Raw genomic sequence first — 13,266 nt, 5'->3', positions numbered from 1 at the left:
TCATGACAATCAAACATTTTATTTTTTTAGGATTACTTTCTTTTGTTACTTCCTGCGACAAAACTTCAGTGTACAGCAAAATGGAAACGGATTTTGAAAGCAACCGTTGGACGTCTGACAATACCAAAACTTTCGACTTTGCCATAGAAGATGATACCAAAACCTACACCTTAAATCTAAAATTCAGTCATGTATACGATTATCAGTATGCCAGTGTTCCGCTAAAAATTACCCTTACCGGTCCGGACGGAAAAGAAGAACAGATGGATTATGAACTTAAGATAAAAGACGCTGCCGGAAAGCAATTAGCCGAATGCGGTGGCGATGTTTGCGATTTAATCGTTCCTTTCAAAGAAAACGTAAAACTATCCAAAGGGACTTACAAAGTAACCTTCGCTCACGCTTTTCAGGGCCCCTATCTGCCCAATGTACTTGGCGTTGGCCTTGACGTAAAAACCGTAAACTAATAACGCATGAAATCCCAGGCCGAAATCCTGCAAATCATCAATACGTTCCATGAATTGGGCGAAACGGCTCAGGCGGGTTCGTTTCTGATTCAGGAATTCGGCTTGGAACAACCCAATTTCAAAGGATTCGAATACCGGGAAGCGGCCCAACCGGATTTTATCCTGATGACTACCGAAGGTACGTTCGGCGAACCACAAATTATCCGTTTGCCCGAAAATGCTTTTGCCTTTCCTTTTGAGCTGATTCTGAACCTGATTGCCCACGAAATGGTACACGTCATGCAGAAATCAAAAGAGAATCCGGTTTTGGATAAAAACGAGCGCGAATGGCAGGCGTATTACGAAATGCTGTTTCATAAAATTTTTCCAAAGATTCCCGAATGTTCGGATTTTCACAAGAAATTCTTTGCGCAAAAAGCCATAGAATACTACAAACGCATGGGCGAAGGTTCCGAACTGCAACAAAAATACGCCGGACAGAAATTGGAAGTAGAAAATTTAGTAGCTTCGTTGTCACAATAACACATTAATTTCAATGGGCACAAGAACCAAAAAGCAAAAGTTTTTTCTGTTCCTGAAAGTCTTCACAGTACTTTTAGTATTGGCTTTTGCCGGCTTGTATCTCTTTCGCGATACATTATTGCAAAAAGCCATAACCAAGATCGAAGCAAAATTCAGAAACGAGTACCATTGCGATTTTTCGGTAAAAAAAGCAAACTTCAACGGTATTTCGGAAGTCGAATTGCACGACATGGTTTTGGTTCCTCAAAATGCCGACACTTTATTAGCAGTTCAAAAAATCAGAACGAGTTACAACCTTGCAGAACTCATTACCGGTGATTTACAGTTGAAGAATCTGGAAATGAACAACGGATTCATCCAATTAGTTAAAAACAAAAACGGTCGCAATTTCGATGCGTTCCTAAAACGCGACAAAGAAGAAAAATCAACGGAAAAACGCCATTACGCGAAGCTTGCCTACCGCATACTCAACAAACTTCTGAACCTGGTGCCTTCGGAAATGCAACTCGATAACCTTTCGCTTCGGATGGATGACATGGGCCGGAAAGTAATCTTTCATCTGAACGATTTGCGTTTAGAAGACCATCAGTTACAATCGGAAATTCAGGTACAAACCAACACGTTTGCCCAAAACTGGAAAATCAGCGGGTTTGCCGACCCGCGCGATAAGAAAGCGGATTTAAAATTTTCCAGCAGCGATACGTCCAAGATCCAATTACCATACATTGACGAACGTTTCGGCTTAAAATCAAGCTTCGACAACATTCAGGTGAAACTGGACCGACTGGAAATGGAAAGCGGCGAACTCCACATTGACGGCTTTACGTCCATCGAAAACTTCACCCTGAACCATCCGAAAATAGCCAAAAAAGACGTGGTGATTGCCAAGGCGCGTTTCGATTATCGTTTTCTTCTGGGTAGCGATTTCATTTCGATTGACAGCACCTCATCGGCGCAATTGAATCACATCAAAGTGAAACCGTTTGCGGAATACAATACCGAAGAAGACACGATTTACAAACTGAAAGTAGATATTCCAAAAATGAAAGCGCAGGATTTTATCACCTCGTTACCCAAAGGCTTGTTTACCAACTTCGAAGGTATGGAAGCGGAAGGGAATTTTGACTATCAACTTGATTTCGAATACAACAAAAACAAACCGAACGACCTTATTTTTGACAGCAAACTCAACAAAGAAAACTTACGCATTACCAAATACGGTGCTGCCGATTTAGCCAAACTGAACGGCGAATTCACCTACCGCGCCATCGAAAACGGTGTGGAGCAACGACCTATTTTAGTGGGAGCCGCCAATCCGAATTATACGCCTTTGGATCAAATTGCGCCCTTTTTGGAAAAAGCGGTCTTGACCAATGAAGACCCGTCGTTTTTCCGCCATCGTGGTTTTATTAACGAAGCCTTTAAACAGTCGATTGTGAAAAACATCCGCACCAAAAAATTTGCCCGTGGCGCGAGTACCATCAGCATGCAATTGGTGAAAAACGTTTTCTTAACCCGTGAAAAAACTTTGTCGCGTAAATTAGAAGAAATCCTGTTGGTATATATTTTGGAAAACAACCGCATTGCCAGCAAATCCAGAATGTTGGAAGTGTATTTCAACGTAATTGAATGGGGCCCGAATGTGTATGGTATCGGGGAAGCTGCACAATTCTATTTCCAGAAAAAGCCTAGCGATTTAACCCTGAATGAATGTTTGTACTTGGCTTCCATCGTACCGAAACCCAAAAAATTCATGTGGCAGTTTGATGGGGACGGCAATCAGAAACCGTATGCGCAGAAAAACCAGAAATACATCAAAAACCTGATGCTGCGCCGTGCTTTGATTACAGACATGGACACCGTTGGACAATCGATTCCGATTTACATTTCGGGTCGAGCGCGTTCGTTTTTGAAACTGAAAACCGTTGTAGATTCTACGGCTACGGATTCGATTAGTTTTGATCCGGACGAGTTTGATTTTTAAGCCTTTGCTTATTTTCGACTTTCATGCTTTTTTCGAAAAAAAGCAATTACAAGTACGCCTTTTTGAAAGGTAATTCTTCATTAACTTAAAAATTGTACTATTTTTACAAGAAAATAAAAAGCATGAAAAAACTGTACTTTTTGATATTATTTTCAACATTTTCCCTATTTCTTTATGCACAATCGCCAACTATTCAATGGCAAAGAGCATATGGTGGTTCAGGCAATGATTATGCGCAAAGTATAAAACAAACACCCGATGGCGGTTACATTTTTGCTGGATCAACATCTTCAATTGATGGCGATATTACCAACAATACAGGAAGTACAAATGTATGGGTAGTCAAAACAAATAACGCCGGAGATATTTTATGGAATAAAACATTTGGCGGGTCAAGTGGGGCTTGGACATCAAATATAGAACTTACAAATGATGGGGGCTATATTTTCGCAGGCGTAACTAACTCAAATGACGGAAGTTTTACTGGAAACCATGGAGGGGGCGATGTTTATGTTGTCAAACTGGACTCTGCCGGTGAAATAATTTGGCAAAACTTGTTAGGTGGCACAAATGATGATTATGCGTACAACATAAAGCAAACTCCGGATGGAGGCTATATTTTTGTTGGCCTTTCTGATTCTAACGATGGAAACCTTACTGAAAATAATGGGGGGGAAGATTATTGGATTGTAAAGCTAAACGCTAACGGCACAATACAATGGCAAAAATCTTACGGTGGTTCAAATATCGATAGAGCACAAACTGTAACTCTAACCTCGGACAACGGCTATATAGTCACAGGATATTCACAATCTAATGATGGCGATGTTGTTGCCAGTTATGGTGGACCTAGTAATGACGATTATTGGATACTTAAGCTTAATGAATCAGGAGATATACAGTGGCAAAAAACCCTTGGTGGAACAGGATCGGATTCCGGGTATGAAACAATTCAAACCAGTGACGGAGGTTATATTGTAGCCGGAGACAGTGAGTCAACGAATGGTGACGTTACCGGCACACACGGAAATTCCGACATTTGGTTGGCAAAACTTAACGCATCAGGAAATATTGTCTGGCAAAAAGCATATGGTGGCTCTGGATCGGAAATTGTTAGTGGAATAAAACAGACATCAGATAATGGATATGTAGTATTTGGAAGAAGCACCCTAAATAATGGCGATATTACAAACAACCATGGAGGCTATGACTTTTGGGTGTTAAAAATCACCAATAACGGATCGATACAATGGCAAAAATCATACGGTGGAAGCCTTGACGAATATAGTTTAGGCCTAACTCCAACACTAGACGGAGGCTATATTACTGCCGGCTATACTTATTCAAATAACGGAGACATTTCCAACAATCATGGGGGAACAGACTGCTGGATAATCAAACTTAGTCCCGGAGGTAATGCAGTTCCACCAACACCCCAGTTTGCAAACTTACTAGGGCCATCATCCGGAACCGTTGCTTTTGACACTCCTTTCACCATTTCAGGACAGATTTTTGTTTCTGGTGTGACGGATGTTGCCCCAAACATTTCTGGACAAGCGCCCGGTATTCAGGTCTGGGTTGGAGTTAGTCCTCCCGGACAAAACATTCATCCAATGTATTGGTCTAATTGGGTACCTGCTACGCATAACGGAGCCTATATAGGAAGCAATGATGAATACAACGGCACAATCGCATGTAGTGTGGGAGCAACTTATTATTATGCCACACGATTTTTAATGACAGATGGCACTTATGTTTATGGTGGCATTGACAACTCAGGACAAGGTAATTTCTGGGATGGTGTCACCTACAAAAGTGGCGTTCTTACAGTAACAGAACCTCAATTACCAGGAATCTACAACACATTAGTCGAAAGATTAAACACTACTGGTGGGCCATACAATTTTACAAACGAAACGATTACATCTTTGGGTTTAAACGAATACAGAACAACCAATGTTGCACTCTATTATCCACAAGGCGGTACACCGGGAAGCACAGGAACAATAGCCATAAACGCATATGGCAATTCTGGATACCGTTTTAAAAGGGTCGGTTATAATATTCGTGTAGAAGACCAAATGCTTTTTGAATATTACGGCAATCAAATTAATCAGACTCCGGAACAATTTAATGCCAGCACGTACAATCCAAGCACTGGAGTCATTACAATTGAATACAACATCTATTTCTCAGGCAATCCAAGACAATTTAGAAATACTTACACACCTACCACACTTGGAAATACTACAGCAAATGTCGAGCATTTCTCTTATTACCCCAACCCGGTAAAAGACATTCTAAACATTTCAGGCATAAAATCTGATTCAAGCTACCGAATCTACAACCTGATTGGACAATGTGTAATCACAGGTACTTTAAAAGCCGGTCAAAATCAAATCGATATGACTTCACTTGAAAAAGGAAATTATATTTTAAAAATAACTTCCGATTCAGAAATAAAAACAATAAAAGTTATCCGCAATTAATACAGAAAAACCGCTTTAAAATAGCGGTTTTTTTATTTAAAATTTCTTAGAAACTCGTCCTTATAGGTGGGTGAAATTTCGATTTCCGTCCCGTCATTCAGCATGATGTAACCGCCTTTGTTGTACGATTTTACAAAGTTGATGTTGATGATATGCGATTTGTGTACCCGCAAAAATGGAAACGGCAGAATCTCCGAAAAATGCTTCAGGAAACGGCATACCATTTTTTTACTGCCGTCCGCCAGGTGTAAATCCGTAAAGTTCCCATTGCCGCGCAAACGAACGATGTCCTCCATTTTCACGACTTCAAAACCTTCCAACGTGGGTAAAATCACCTGCTTTTTCTCCGGTTGGGTTTCGCGGAAATTCTCCACGATAATTTTGTTCCGGTTGAACAGTTCGTTATTCAGAATATGCTGTTGCACTTTGTTGACTGCTACAATCAATTCTTCAATACTAATGGGTTTCAGCAAATAATACGCCGCACTTTGGTTAAGCGCTTTTAACGAATATTCCGAAAATGCGGTCACAAAAATCGTTTCGAATTGCAAATCTTTACAAGCTTCCAACACGTCAAAGGCATTTCCGAACGGCATTTCCACATCGAGAAAGACCAACTGTGGTGTTACCTCATGTAATAACGGCACGGCTTCCTTGATGTTTTGCGCTTCGCCAATTACTTCCACCTGCGGACAATATTTGCTCAGGTAGTTTTTGAGGACTTCGCGTGCGGCGGACTCGTCTTCTACAATTACGGCTTTTATTTTGGAAATTGTCATCATAGTTTATCAAGCAAAGGGAACGTTAGCATAACCAAAGTTCCGGTCGCACCGCTGTTTTTTTCGGTGATGGAAAAATCAATATTCGTTTTGTACAAGTCGTTCAACAGGTTAATGCGCTCCTTGGTATTCGTTACGCCACGCGACTGGTGCACTTTTTGGTTGCGGGTTTTCAAAGCGGCACTTTCGGTCAAGCCGATGCCGTTATCATCGACTATTACGGATACTTTTCCTCGGTTCAGTTCAAATTTCAGCAAGAGTAATCCTTTGGTTTCCCGATACCGTAATCCGTGCCAAATCGCGTTTTCCAGATGGGGCTGAATGAGCATGTTTGGCACTAAAGTCGTTTCGGTATCAAGCGCATCGTCCGCCACTATCTGATAGTCGAATTTATCCTGAAAACGAAGGTGTTCCAAATCCAGGTATTTCTTCAGTTGCTCGATTTCGTTGCTCAGACTAATGAAATCCTTGTTCGAATTTTCCATCATGTTACGCATCAGATGGGAGTATGACGTGAGGTATTTGTTGGCTTCCAGCTCTTTATTCTGCGAGATAAACTGATTCACACTATTCAAACTGTTGAAGATAAAATGCGGATTCATTTCCCTACGCAACGACTGTAACGCAATTTCTTTGTTTTTGGTTTTGATGGAATAGAGCGCTTTCACAATCAATCCGACCAACAACAGCAACAGTAAAAGTGATCCCAAAAGCACATAATTAAACGTGTTTTTCTTAGCGATGAGTTCGTCTTTCAACGCTTTTTCTTTTTCCAGCTGACGGATTTTCTCTTCGGTGACCTGAAACGTTTTTTCATCGATTAGCGAACTGTCGTTTCGGATGAGTTTATCGAAATTCTGAAAAAAATCATCGTAAAGCTCAATGCTCTCTTTGTCTTTGCCGTTCGCTTTATAATAGTGTAATAACTGCAACAGGCTCGTTTTTACCTCAGCGGTTTTTCCTTGCTGTAACGCGAGTTGATAGGCCTGTCTTAAGGATAAAATGGCTTTTTGCGGTTCGTTCTTCTTAAAATAAATGGTCGCTAAGGCTTGTAACTGTTTGATTTGCGTATCGAAATCGTCTTGTTTTTGCGCGTCGGTTAACAATTTCTCGTTGATGGCAAGGGCTTTGTCAAACTGATTGTCGGAGGCATACACCTTGGCTATTTCATTTTTCAGTTTGGCCACTTCTTCCGGTTTGTCTTTGACGTAGGAAATCGCCTTTTCATAGCTTTGAATCGCCACCTCCTTATTCTTTTGCTGAAGGCTGACTTCCGCTTGTTGTACATAAGCATCGGCTACTTCTTCCTTTTTGTCTCCTTTCTCCAACAACTGGATGTTCGATTGTACAAAAGACGATTGTGCTTCGGGATTGTCCATGTTGCGCAAACGGTTGGCGTCGTTCTTATTCAGTTGAATTACCTTTTGATCTTCCGCCGCTGCACCGGCTGCTTCGTAATTTTTAATGGCGGCATTTACTTTTCGCTGTGATTCCTGTACTTTGGCCAGATTTCGGGTTACACGAATGATGTCCGTATTCCGATTTAGCTTTCTATACGTAAACAACGCTTTGTTTAAATACTGTTCCGCCTTCACGTTATCGCCTTTTTCAATAAATCCGTCGGCTAATTTTTCATAATTCTTGGCGATTTGAACCTCATTGTTAGCGTCCAGCGATTCTTTCAGGTCATCCGCTGCTTTGCTGATTTTATAAGAGGCCGCTTTCTTACTTTTTGTTACACTGGGTTGTACCGTATCCTGCTGCGCGAAAGCTTCAAAACTGAAGTTCAGCAATAAAAAAAGCAACGTTAAAAGGGCCGTTTTCTTTGACATGTTTATAGGTTTCTATGTAAATGTAAAGTAAATATTTTAAAAACGGTGCTGCAAGGCATTTCACCAAGTCAAAACCGGGTTTCACCCATTGTGCAAAAAACCTGTGCTTTCTCACGATAATTTTGGGATAGAATCATAAACCAAAAATCATGAAAACGGAAAATTTAATCGCAGTCTTAAGCGCTTCAGTCTTGGTAACCGGAGCGGCTATCACCTCCAGATTTAATCCCGAGGTACACTACGAAGCACAATACGAACAGCCCATCAAAATAACACAACCACTTTCCGAAGAAAAGCCCTGTGTTTTTATGTCGGTCATGGGCGAACAATCGGTAACCGATTATGCGAAGTACAAAAATGATTCCAAAACCGCTGCCACGATCGACAAAGGCGAAAAATGGTTAGTAGAAGCCCAAAACAATGACGGTGGCTGGGGTGCCGGTTCCCACAGCAATCAAGGGGAAATGAACCCGCATGCGGTAAGTTCCGATCCAGCAACCACCGCGATGGCTTCCATGGCTTTATACCGAATGGGTTATTCCATCGACAAAGGCAAATACAAAGAACAATTGAAAGACGCATTGGACTTTTTATTATCCGAAGTAGAAAAAAACAAAAACAGCGAGTACATCACCCAAGTGCGCGGTACTCAAATCCAAACCAAATTGGGGCAAAACATTGATGCTGCGTTGACTTTGCAATTCTTAAATCAAGTAGTACCGACATTATCCGACGGGAATCTGAAAAAAAGAGTCGAAAACGCCATACAGATTTGTGTGGACAAAGTGGAAAAATCCTATGATGACAACGGAAAAGTAAGCGGTGCCGGTTGGGCTGGTGTGTTGCAATCGTCTTTCGCCAACGCCGGACTGGAAAAAGCAGCCAAAAACAAAAGCATCAAAGTGAATAAAGACAAAATTACGGCCGCAAGAAATTATCAAAAAAGCAATTACGATGCGGATAGCAAAACCGCCAAAACCGAAGACGGTGCCGGAATCATGTTATATGCCGTAAGCAGTTCGGTGCGCGGTAGTGCCGAAGAAGCCAAAGAGGCGGAAGAAGTGTTCGAAAAAGCGAAAGCCGATGGAAAAATCGACAGAAGAGCGGAAATGAACCGGGAAAATCTGGAAAAAGCCGGCGTAACCCGTGAAAAAGCGGCATCCTATGAAGTCGCCAGTAAAGTCTACAAAGCCGCCAAAGTACAGGCGATGGACAACAACGTCATGAATGGTTTCGGAAACAACGGCGGTGAGGAATTCATGAGTTTTCTGCAAACCGGCGAATCCTTAATTGTAAAAAAAGACAGCGACTGGAAACACTGGTATGACAACGTAAGCGGGAAAATCATCAAAATCCAAAACGAAAACGGCAGCTGGAATGGCCACCATTGTATTACCAGCCCGGTTTTCTGTACCGCAACCTGCTTATTGATTTTAACGATTGAAAACGACATCAAAACCTTACAACAATAATTTTTAAAAAGACAAATACCATGCGAAACACATTCATCACCTCCGCACTTCTTGCAACTGCCTTTTCTTTTGCAAACTGCACCAATTTCAACCACAAGGATACCAATCCAATAACGGCTTCCACAGTTGTGGATGAAAAACCGGCAAAAACAGAAAACACTAAAATTCAGGTCGCCATTTTGCTGGACACCTCCAACAGCATGGACGGTTTGATCGAACAGGCAAAATCCCGTTTGTGGAACATTGTCAATACTTTAACTACCTTGAAATACCACGGCAAAACACCGGACATCGAAATCGGTTTGTACGAATACGGGAACGACGGCCTTTCCGCTGAAGCCAATTACATCCGTCAGGTGGCGCCACTAACTACCGATTTGGATCTGATTTCCGAAAAATTGTTCTCCCTTCGTACCAACGGCGGTTCGGAATACTGCGGTGCTGTTATCGCCGATGCTACCAAACAGCTAAACTGGGGCAAAGACGCTTCCAACATGAAACTGGTGTACATTGCCGGGAACGAACCCTTCAACCAAGGCGGCATCAACTACAAAGAAGCGATTAGTGATGCCTTGAAAAAAGACATTTACATCAACACCATTTTCTGCGGGAATCAGGAAGAAGGCATCCGCACGTTTTGGAAAGACGGCGCCGATGCAGGAAAAGGAAAATATTTCAACATTGATTCCAACAAAGCAGTTCTTTACATTGCCACGCCTTACGATGTGCGCATTTCGGAATGCAATACCAAAATCAACACCACGTATATCAGTTACGGTGCCTCGGGACATGCCAAAAAAGCGAATCAGGAGTTGCAGGATGCCAATGCGCAAGGCGTTTCCCAAGCTAATTTTGCGGAACGTGCGGTGAGCAAATCCAAAGCGGTTTATAAAAACGACAGTTGGGATTTGGTGGACAAGGTTAAAGACGATAAGGGTGCCATCGACAAACTGAAAAAAGAAGAATTACCGGCAACGTTGCAAAACAAATCGAAAGCGGAAATCAAAGTATATGTGGAGCAGAAATCCAAAGAACGCGAAGCCATTCAGAAAGAAATTGGGGAACTGGGCAAAAAACGTCAGGCCTACATCGATGCAGAAATGAAGAAAACCAATGCTCAGGACGATTTAGGCGGCGCTATCAACACCTCGGTTATTGCCTTTGCCAAAACGAAAGGCTACACCGTTGAAAAGTAAACACCCATAATCCTAACAAACTTCCCGGCCAAAGTGTCGGGATTTTTTTATAATTTTATAATAACCAAATACTTAAACCATGAAATACCTTTCACTATTAATGGCTTTGGTTTTCATAAGCTGTGAAAGTCTATCGCAAACCGGCAGTGTCGGACTTCAGAGTTTTGCCACGGGTTTTGCGGCTCCGGTTGAAATTACGCACTGCGGTGACAACCGTCTTTTTGTCGTGGAACAGGATGGACGCATCAAAATCCTCAATGCCAATGGAACGGTAAACACTACCCCATTTCTGAACATTACCGCCCTAACCAATCAAAGTGGCGAACAAGGGTTATTAGGCCTTGCTTTTCATCCGAATTACGCCACCAACGGCTTTTTTTATGTGAATTACACCCGAATCAGTGACGGAGCAACCGTTATTGCACGGTATTCGGTAGATGTTGGAAATCCGAATATTGCCAATCCTACCGGCACGATACTGTTAACCATTGCCCAACCTTTTTCCAACCACAACGGCGGCACTTTGAAATTTGGCCCTGACGGGTATTTGTACATCGGCATGGGCGATGGCGGCAGTGGTGGCGATCCGGGGAATCGGGCCCAAAACATCAATGAATTGTTGGGAAAAATGCTGCGTATTGATGTCAATTCGGGTGCTCTATACAGTAATCCGGCTGGTAATCCGTATTTGGGAGTTGCTGGAGCCGATGAAATCTGGGCGATTGGTTTGCGCAATCCCTGGAAATTCTCTTTTGACCGACAAACTGGTGAGTTGTGGATTGCCGATGTGGGACAAAGCCTCTATGAAGAGGTGAATCGTGCCGCTGCTACTGAAAGCGGATTGAACTATGGCTGGCGTTGTTACGAGGGAAATAGCGCCTATAACACAACTGGCTGTCCGCCTCAAAATACTATGAAAGCACCACTTTTCGTTACTAATCACAGCAATGGTTTCTGCTCGATTACCGGTGGTTATGTGTACCGCGGAACACAATTTCCAAATTTTCAGGGAAACTATTTCTTTTCTGATTATTGCAAAGCTCAAATTGGCATGAGTGATGCTTCCGGCAATGTGACCTTTTCTCCTACTTTTTCCGGGAACAATTTTGTAAGCTTCGGAGAAGATGTCAATGGCGAATTGTATGTTGCCTCCATCGGTAACGGAACGATTTATAAAATTGTAGACAGTTCGTTGGGCACGGTGGCATCGGAAAAAACCGCTTTTACTATTTATCCGAATCCCGCAAAATCGGAAGTTTTTATACAAAACCTGAATGCTGTGAGTTTTGTAACAGCCTTGGAAGTCTTTAATACCGACGGAAAAAAAATACTGACTAGAAAAACAGAAAACCAGCTCATAACATCCCTAAATACAGAAACGTTACCCACTGGTTTTTATTTTTTACGATTGACGGACAATCTCGGTGCGACTTCCGTTCAGAAACTAATCAAAGAATAATTTAAGGCGCTGGGTTTGGTATTTTTTCCTGAATCTTGTTGATTTCAAACAGTACCTCATCGGTTAATCTTACGGCAAACGCATTGATATTTTCTTCCAACTGATCCAACGACGTCGCCCCAATGATAGTAGAAGTTACAAATTGCTGATGGTTTACAAAAGCAAGGGAAAGCTCCGTTAAGGACAAGCCCAAACTGTGCGCCAAATCCTGATACATTTTAGTCACTTTGAAACAGTTCTCATTGGTATATCGGGTAAAATGCGGAAACAATCCCAAACGCGATTCCGGTACAATTCCGTTTAAATGCTTTCCGGTCAAGAAACCAAATCCCAGCGGCGAATAAGCCAATAAGCCAACTTTTTCACGCATACAGATTTCAGACAACCCTACTTCAAACAAACGATTCAATAACGAAAAAGGATTTTGAATGGTCGCAATTCGTGGCAAATGGTGTTTTTCGCTTTCGTTTAAAAATTTCATCACGCCCCACGGATTTTCGTTGGAAACTCCGATATGCTTGATTTTTCCTTCTTTGATTAACCAATTGAAAGTTGTCAGTACCTCCAGAATATTATCTTCCCATTGCGGATCGGTTTCGGAAACCCCTCGCTTGCCAAACATGTTCATCACACGCTCCGGCCAGTGCATCTGGTACAAATCGATGTAGTCGGTTTGCAGGTTTTTTAAACTTAACTCCACCGCTTCATAGATGCTTTTCCTTGAAAAATCCAGAGGTTGGCGGATATAGCCCATTCCTCGGTTTGGGCCTGCGATTTTAGTGGCTACCACCAATTTATCTCTTTTATGACTGTTTTTAGCCAACCAGGTGCCGATGAAACGTTCCGTACTGCCGAAAATATGCTCGTTGCCACCAATAGGATACATTTCCGCGGTATCGATAAAATTGATACCTCTTTCAACGGCGTAATCCAATTGGGAATGGGCTTCAGCTTCGGTATTCTGATTGCCAAAGGTCATGGTGCCTAAGCAAATTTCACTGACTTGTAAATTGGTATGGGGTAAAGTGATGTATTTCATTTCCGTTTGAGTTGCAAAGTTGCAAAG

Annotated in this window: 10 protein-coding genes; 7 read left to right on the top strand and 3 right to left on the bottom strand. The window is 42.1% G+C overall.

All coding sequences use genetic code 11. From position 1 onward, the window contains the following. Positions 1-2 precede the first annotated feature (2 nt). The 4 genes from ABGT15_RS14375 to ABGT15_RS14360 all read left to right on the top strand — a co-directional run bounded on the left by ABGT15_RS14375 (position 3) and on the right by ABGT15_RS14360 (position 5,462). Positions 3-467: a gliding motility lipoprotein GldH gene (locus tag ABGT15_RS14375; protein ID WP_367232149.1), complete on the top strand. Its 465-nt coding sequence runs from the start codon at positions 3-5 to the stop codon at positions 465-467. A gap of 6 nt (positions 468-473) precedes the next feature. Then, positions 474-989, top strand: coding sequence for a hypothetical protein (locus ABGT15_RS14370; protein WP_367232148.1), 516 nt, complete (start codon positions 474-476; stop codon positions 987-989). Between the two features lie 13 nt (positions 990-1,002). Then, on the top strand, positions 1,003-2,973 hold the full coding sequence (locus tag ABGT15_RS14365) for a transglycosylase domain-containing protein (protein ID WP_367232147.1): 1,971 nt from the start codon (positions 1,003-1,005) through the stop codon (positions 2,971-2,973). Positions 2,974-3,095: 122 nt separating this feature from the next. Continuing rightward, positions 3,096-5,462, top strand: a complete 2,367-nt coding sequence (locus ABGT15_RS14360) for a T9SS type A sorting domain-containing protein (protein ID WP_367232146.1) — start codon at positions 3,096-3,098, stop codon at positions 5,460-5,462. A gap of 32 nt (positions 5,463-5,494) precedes the next feature. On the opposite strand, the gene ABGT15_RS14355 is transcribed toward ABGT15_RS14360, so the two are convergent. Both ABGT15_RS14355 and ABGT15_RS14350 read right to left on the bottom strand, forming a co-directional pair. Beyond that, positions 5,495-6,244 (bottom strand): LytR/AlgR family response regulator transcription factor, encoded by a 750-nt coding sequence (locus tag ABGT15_RS14355; RefSeq protein ID WP_367232145.1) that lies wholly within the window; start codon positions 6,242-6,244, stop codon positions 5,495-5,497. Continuing rightward, a complete protein-coding gene (locus ABGT15_RS14350; protein ID WP_367232144.1) occupies positions 6,241-8,073 on the bottom strand; it encodes a tetratricopeptide repeat-containing sensor histidine kinase in 1,833 nt (610 codons plus the stop codon). The genes ABGT15_RS14355 and ABGT15_RS14350 overlap by 4 nt, the downstream gene beginning before the upstream one ends. 149 nt (positions 8,074-8,222) lie before the next feature. Here ABGT15_RS14350 and ABGT15_RS14345 point away from each other — a divergent pair, with 149 nt between their 5' ends. The 3 genes from ABGT15_RS14345 to ABGT15_RS14335 all read left to right on the top strand — a co-directional run bounded on the left by ABGT15_RS14345 (position 8,223) and on the right by ABGT15_RS14335 (position 12,200). Next, on the top strand, positions 8,223-9,545 hold the full coding sequence (locus ABGT15_RS14345; RefSeq protein WP_367232143.1) for a hypothetical protein: 1,323 nt from the start codon (positions 8,223-8,225) through the stop codon (positions 9,543-9,545). Between the two features lie 20 nt (positions 9,546-9,565). Then, positions 9,566-10,741, top strand: a complete 1,176-nt coding sequence (locus ABGT15_RS14340) for a vWA domain-containing protein (RefSeq protein ID WP_367232142.1) — start codon at positions 9,566-9,568, stop codon at positions 10,739-10,741. A gap of 79 nt (positions 10,742-10,820) precedes the next feature. Next, on the top strand, positions 10,821-12,200 hold the full coding sequence (locus ABGT15_RS14335) for a PQQ-dependent sugar dehydrogenase (protein WP_367232141.1): 1,380 nt from the start codon (positions 10,821-10,823) through the stop codon (positions 12,198-12,200). Position 12,201: 1 nt separating this feature from the next. Here ABGT15_RS14335 and ABGT15_RS14330 read toward each other — a convergent pair whose 3' ends face one another. Then, positions 12,202-13,239: an aldo/keto reductase gene (locus ABGT15_RS14330; RefSeq protein WP_367232140.1), complete on the bottom strand. Its 1,038-nt coding sequence runs from the start codon at positions 13,237-13,239 to the stop codon at positions 12,202-12,204. Positions 13,240-13,266 lie beyond the last annotated feature (27 nt).

Source organism: Flavobacterium enshiense (assembly GCF_040750275.1).
In the GTDB taxonomy this organism is placed as follows: Bacteria; Bacteroidota; Bacteroidia; order Flavobacteriales; family Flavobacteriaceae; genus Flavobacterium; species Flavobacterium enshiense_B.
The sequence above is the reverse complement of the archived record's forward strand: the minus strand, read 5'-3'. Positions and strand labels throughout refer to the sequence as shown.

What these genes read in the sequence shown, in the direction of transcription:
- ABGT15_RS14375 (WP_367232149.1), top strand. Translation starts at nt 3, where the DNA reads ATGACAATCAAACATTTTATTTTTTTAGGATTACTTTCTTTTGTTACT.
- ABGT15_RS14370 (WP_367232148.1), top strand. Translation starts at nt 474, where the DNA reads ATGAAATCCCAGGCCGAAATCCTGCAAATCATCAATACGTTCCATGAA.
- ABGT15_RS14365 (WP_367232147.1), top strand. Translation starts at nt 1,003, where the DNA reads ATGGGCACAAGAACCAAAAAGCAAAAGTTTTTTCTGTTCCTGAAAGTC.
- ABGT15_RS14360 (WP_367232146.1), top strand. Translation starts at nt 3,096, where the DNA reads ATGAAAAAACTGTACTTTTTGATATTATTTTCAACATTTTCCCTATTT.
- ABGT15_RS14355 (WP_367232145.1), bottom strand. Translation starts at nt 6,244, where the DNA reads ATGATGACAATTTCCAAAATAAAAGCCGTAATTGTAGAAGACGAGTCC.
- ABGT15_RS14350 (WP_367232144.1), bottom strand. Translation starts at nt 8,073, where the DNA reads ATGTCAAAGAAAACGGCCCTTTTAACGTTGCTTTTTTTATTGCTGAAC.
- ABGT15_RS14345 (WP_367232143.1), top strand. Translation starts at nt 8,223, where the DNA reads ATGAAAACGGAAAATTTAATCGCAGTCTTAAGCGCTTCAGTCTTGGTA.
- ABGT15_RS14340 (WP_367232142.1), top strand. Translation starts at nt 9,566, where the DNA reads ATGCGAAACACATTCATCACCTCCGCACTTCTTGCAACTGCCTTTTCT.
- ABGT15_RS14335 (WP_367232141.1), top strand. Translation starts at nt 10,821, where the DNA reads ATGAAATACCTTTCACTATTAATGGCTTTGGTTTTCATAAGCTGTGAA.
- ABGT15_RS14330 (WP_367232140.1), bottom strand. Translation starts at nt 13,239, where the DNA reads ATGAAATACATCACTTTACCCCATACCAATTTACAAGTCAGTGAAATT.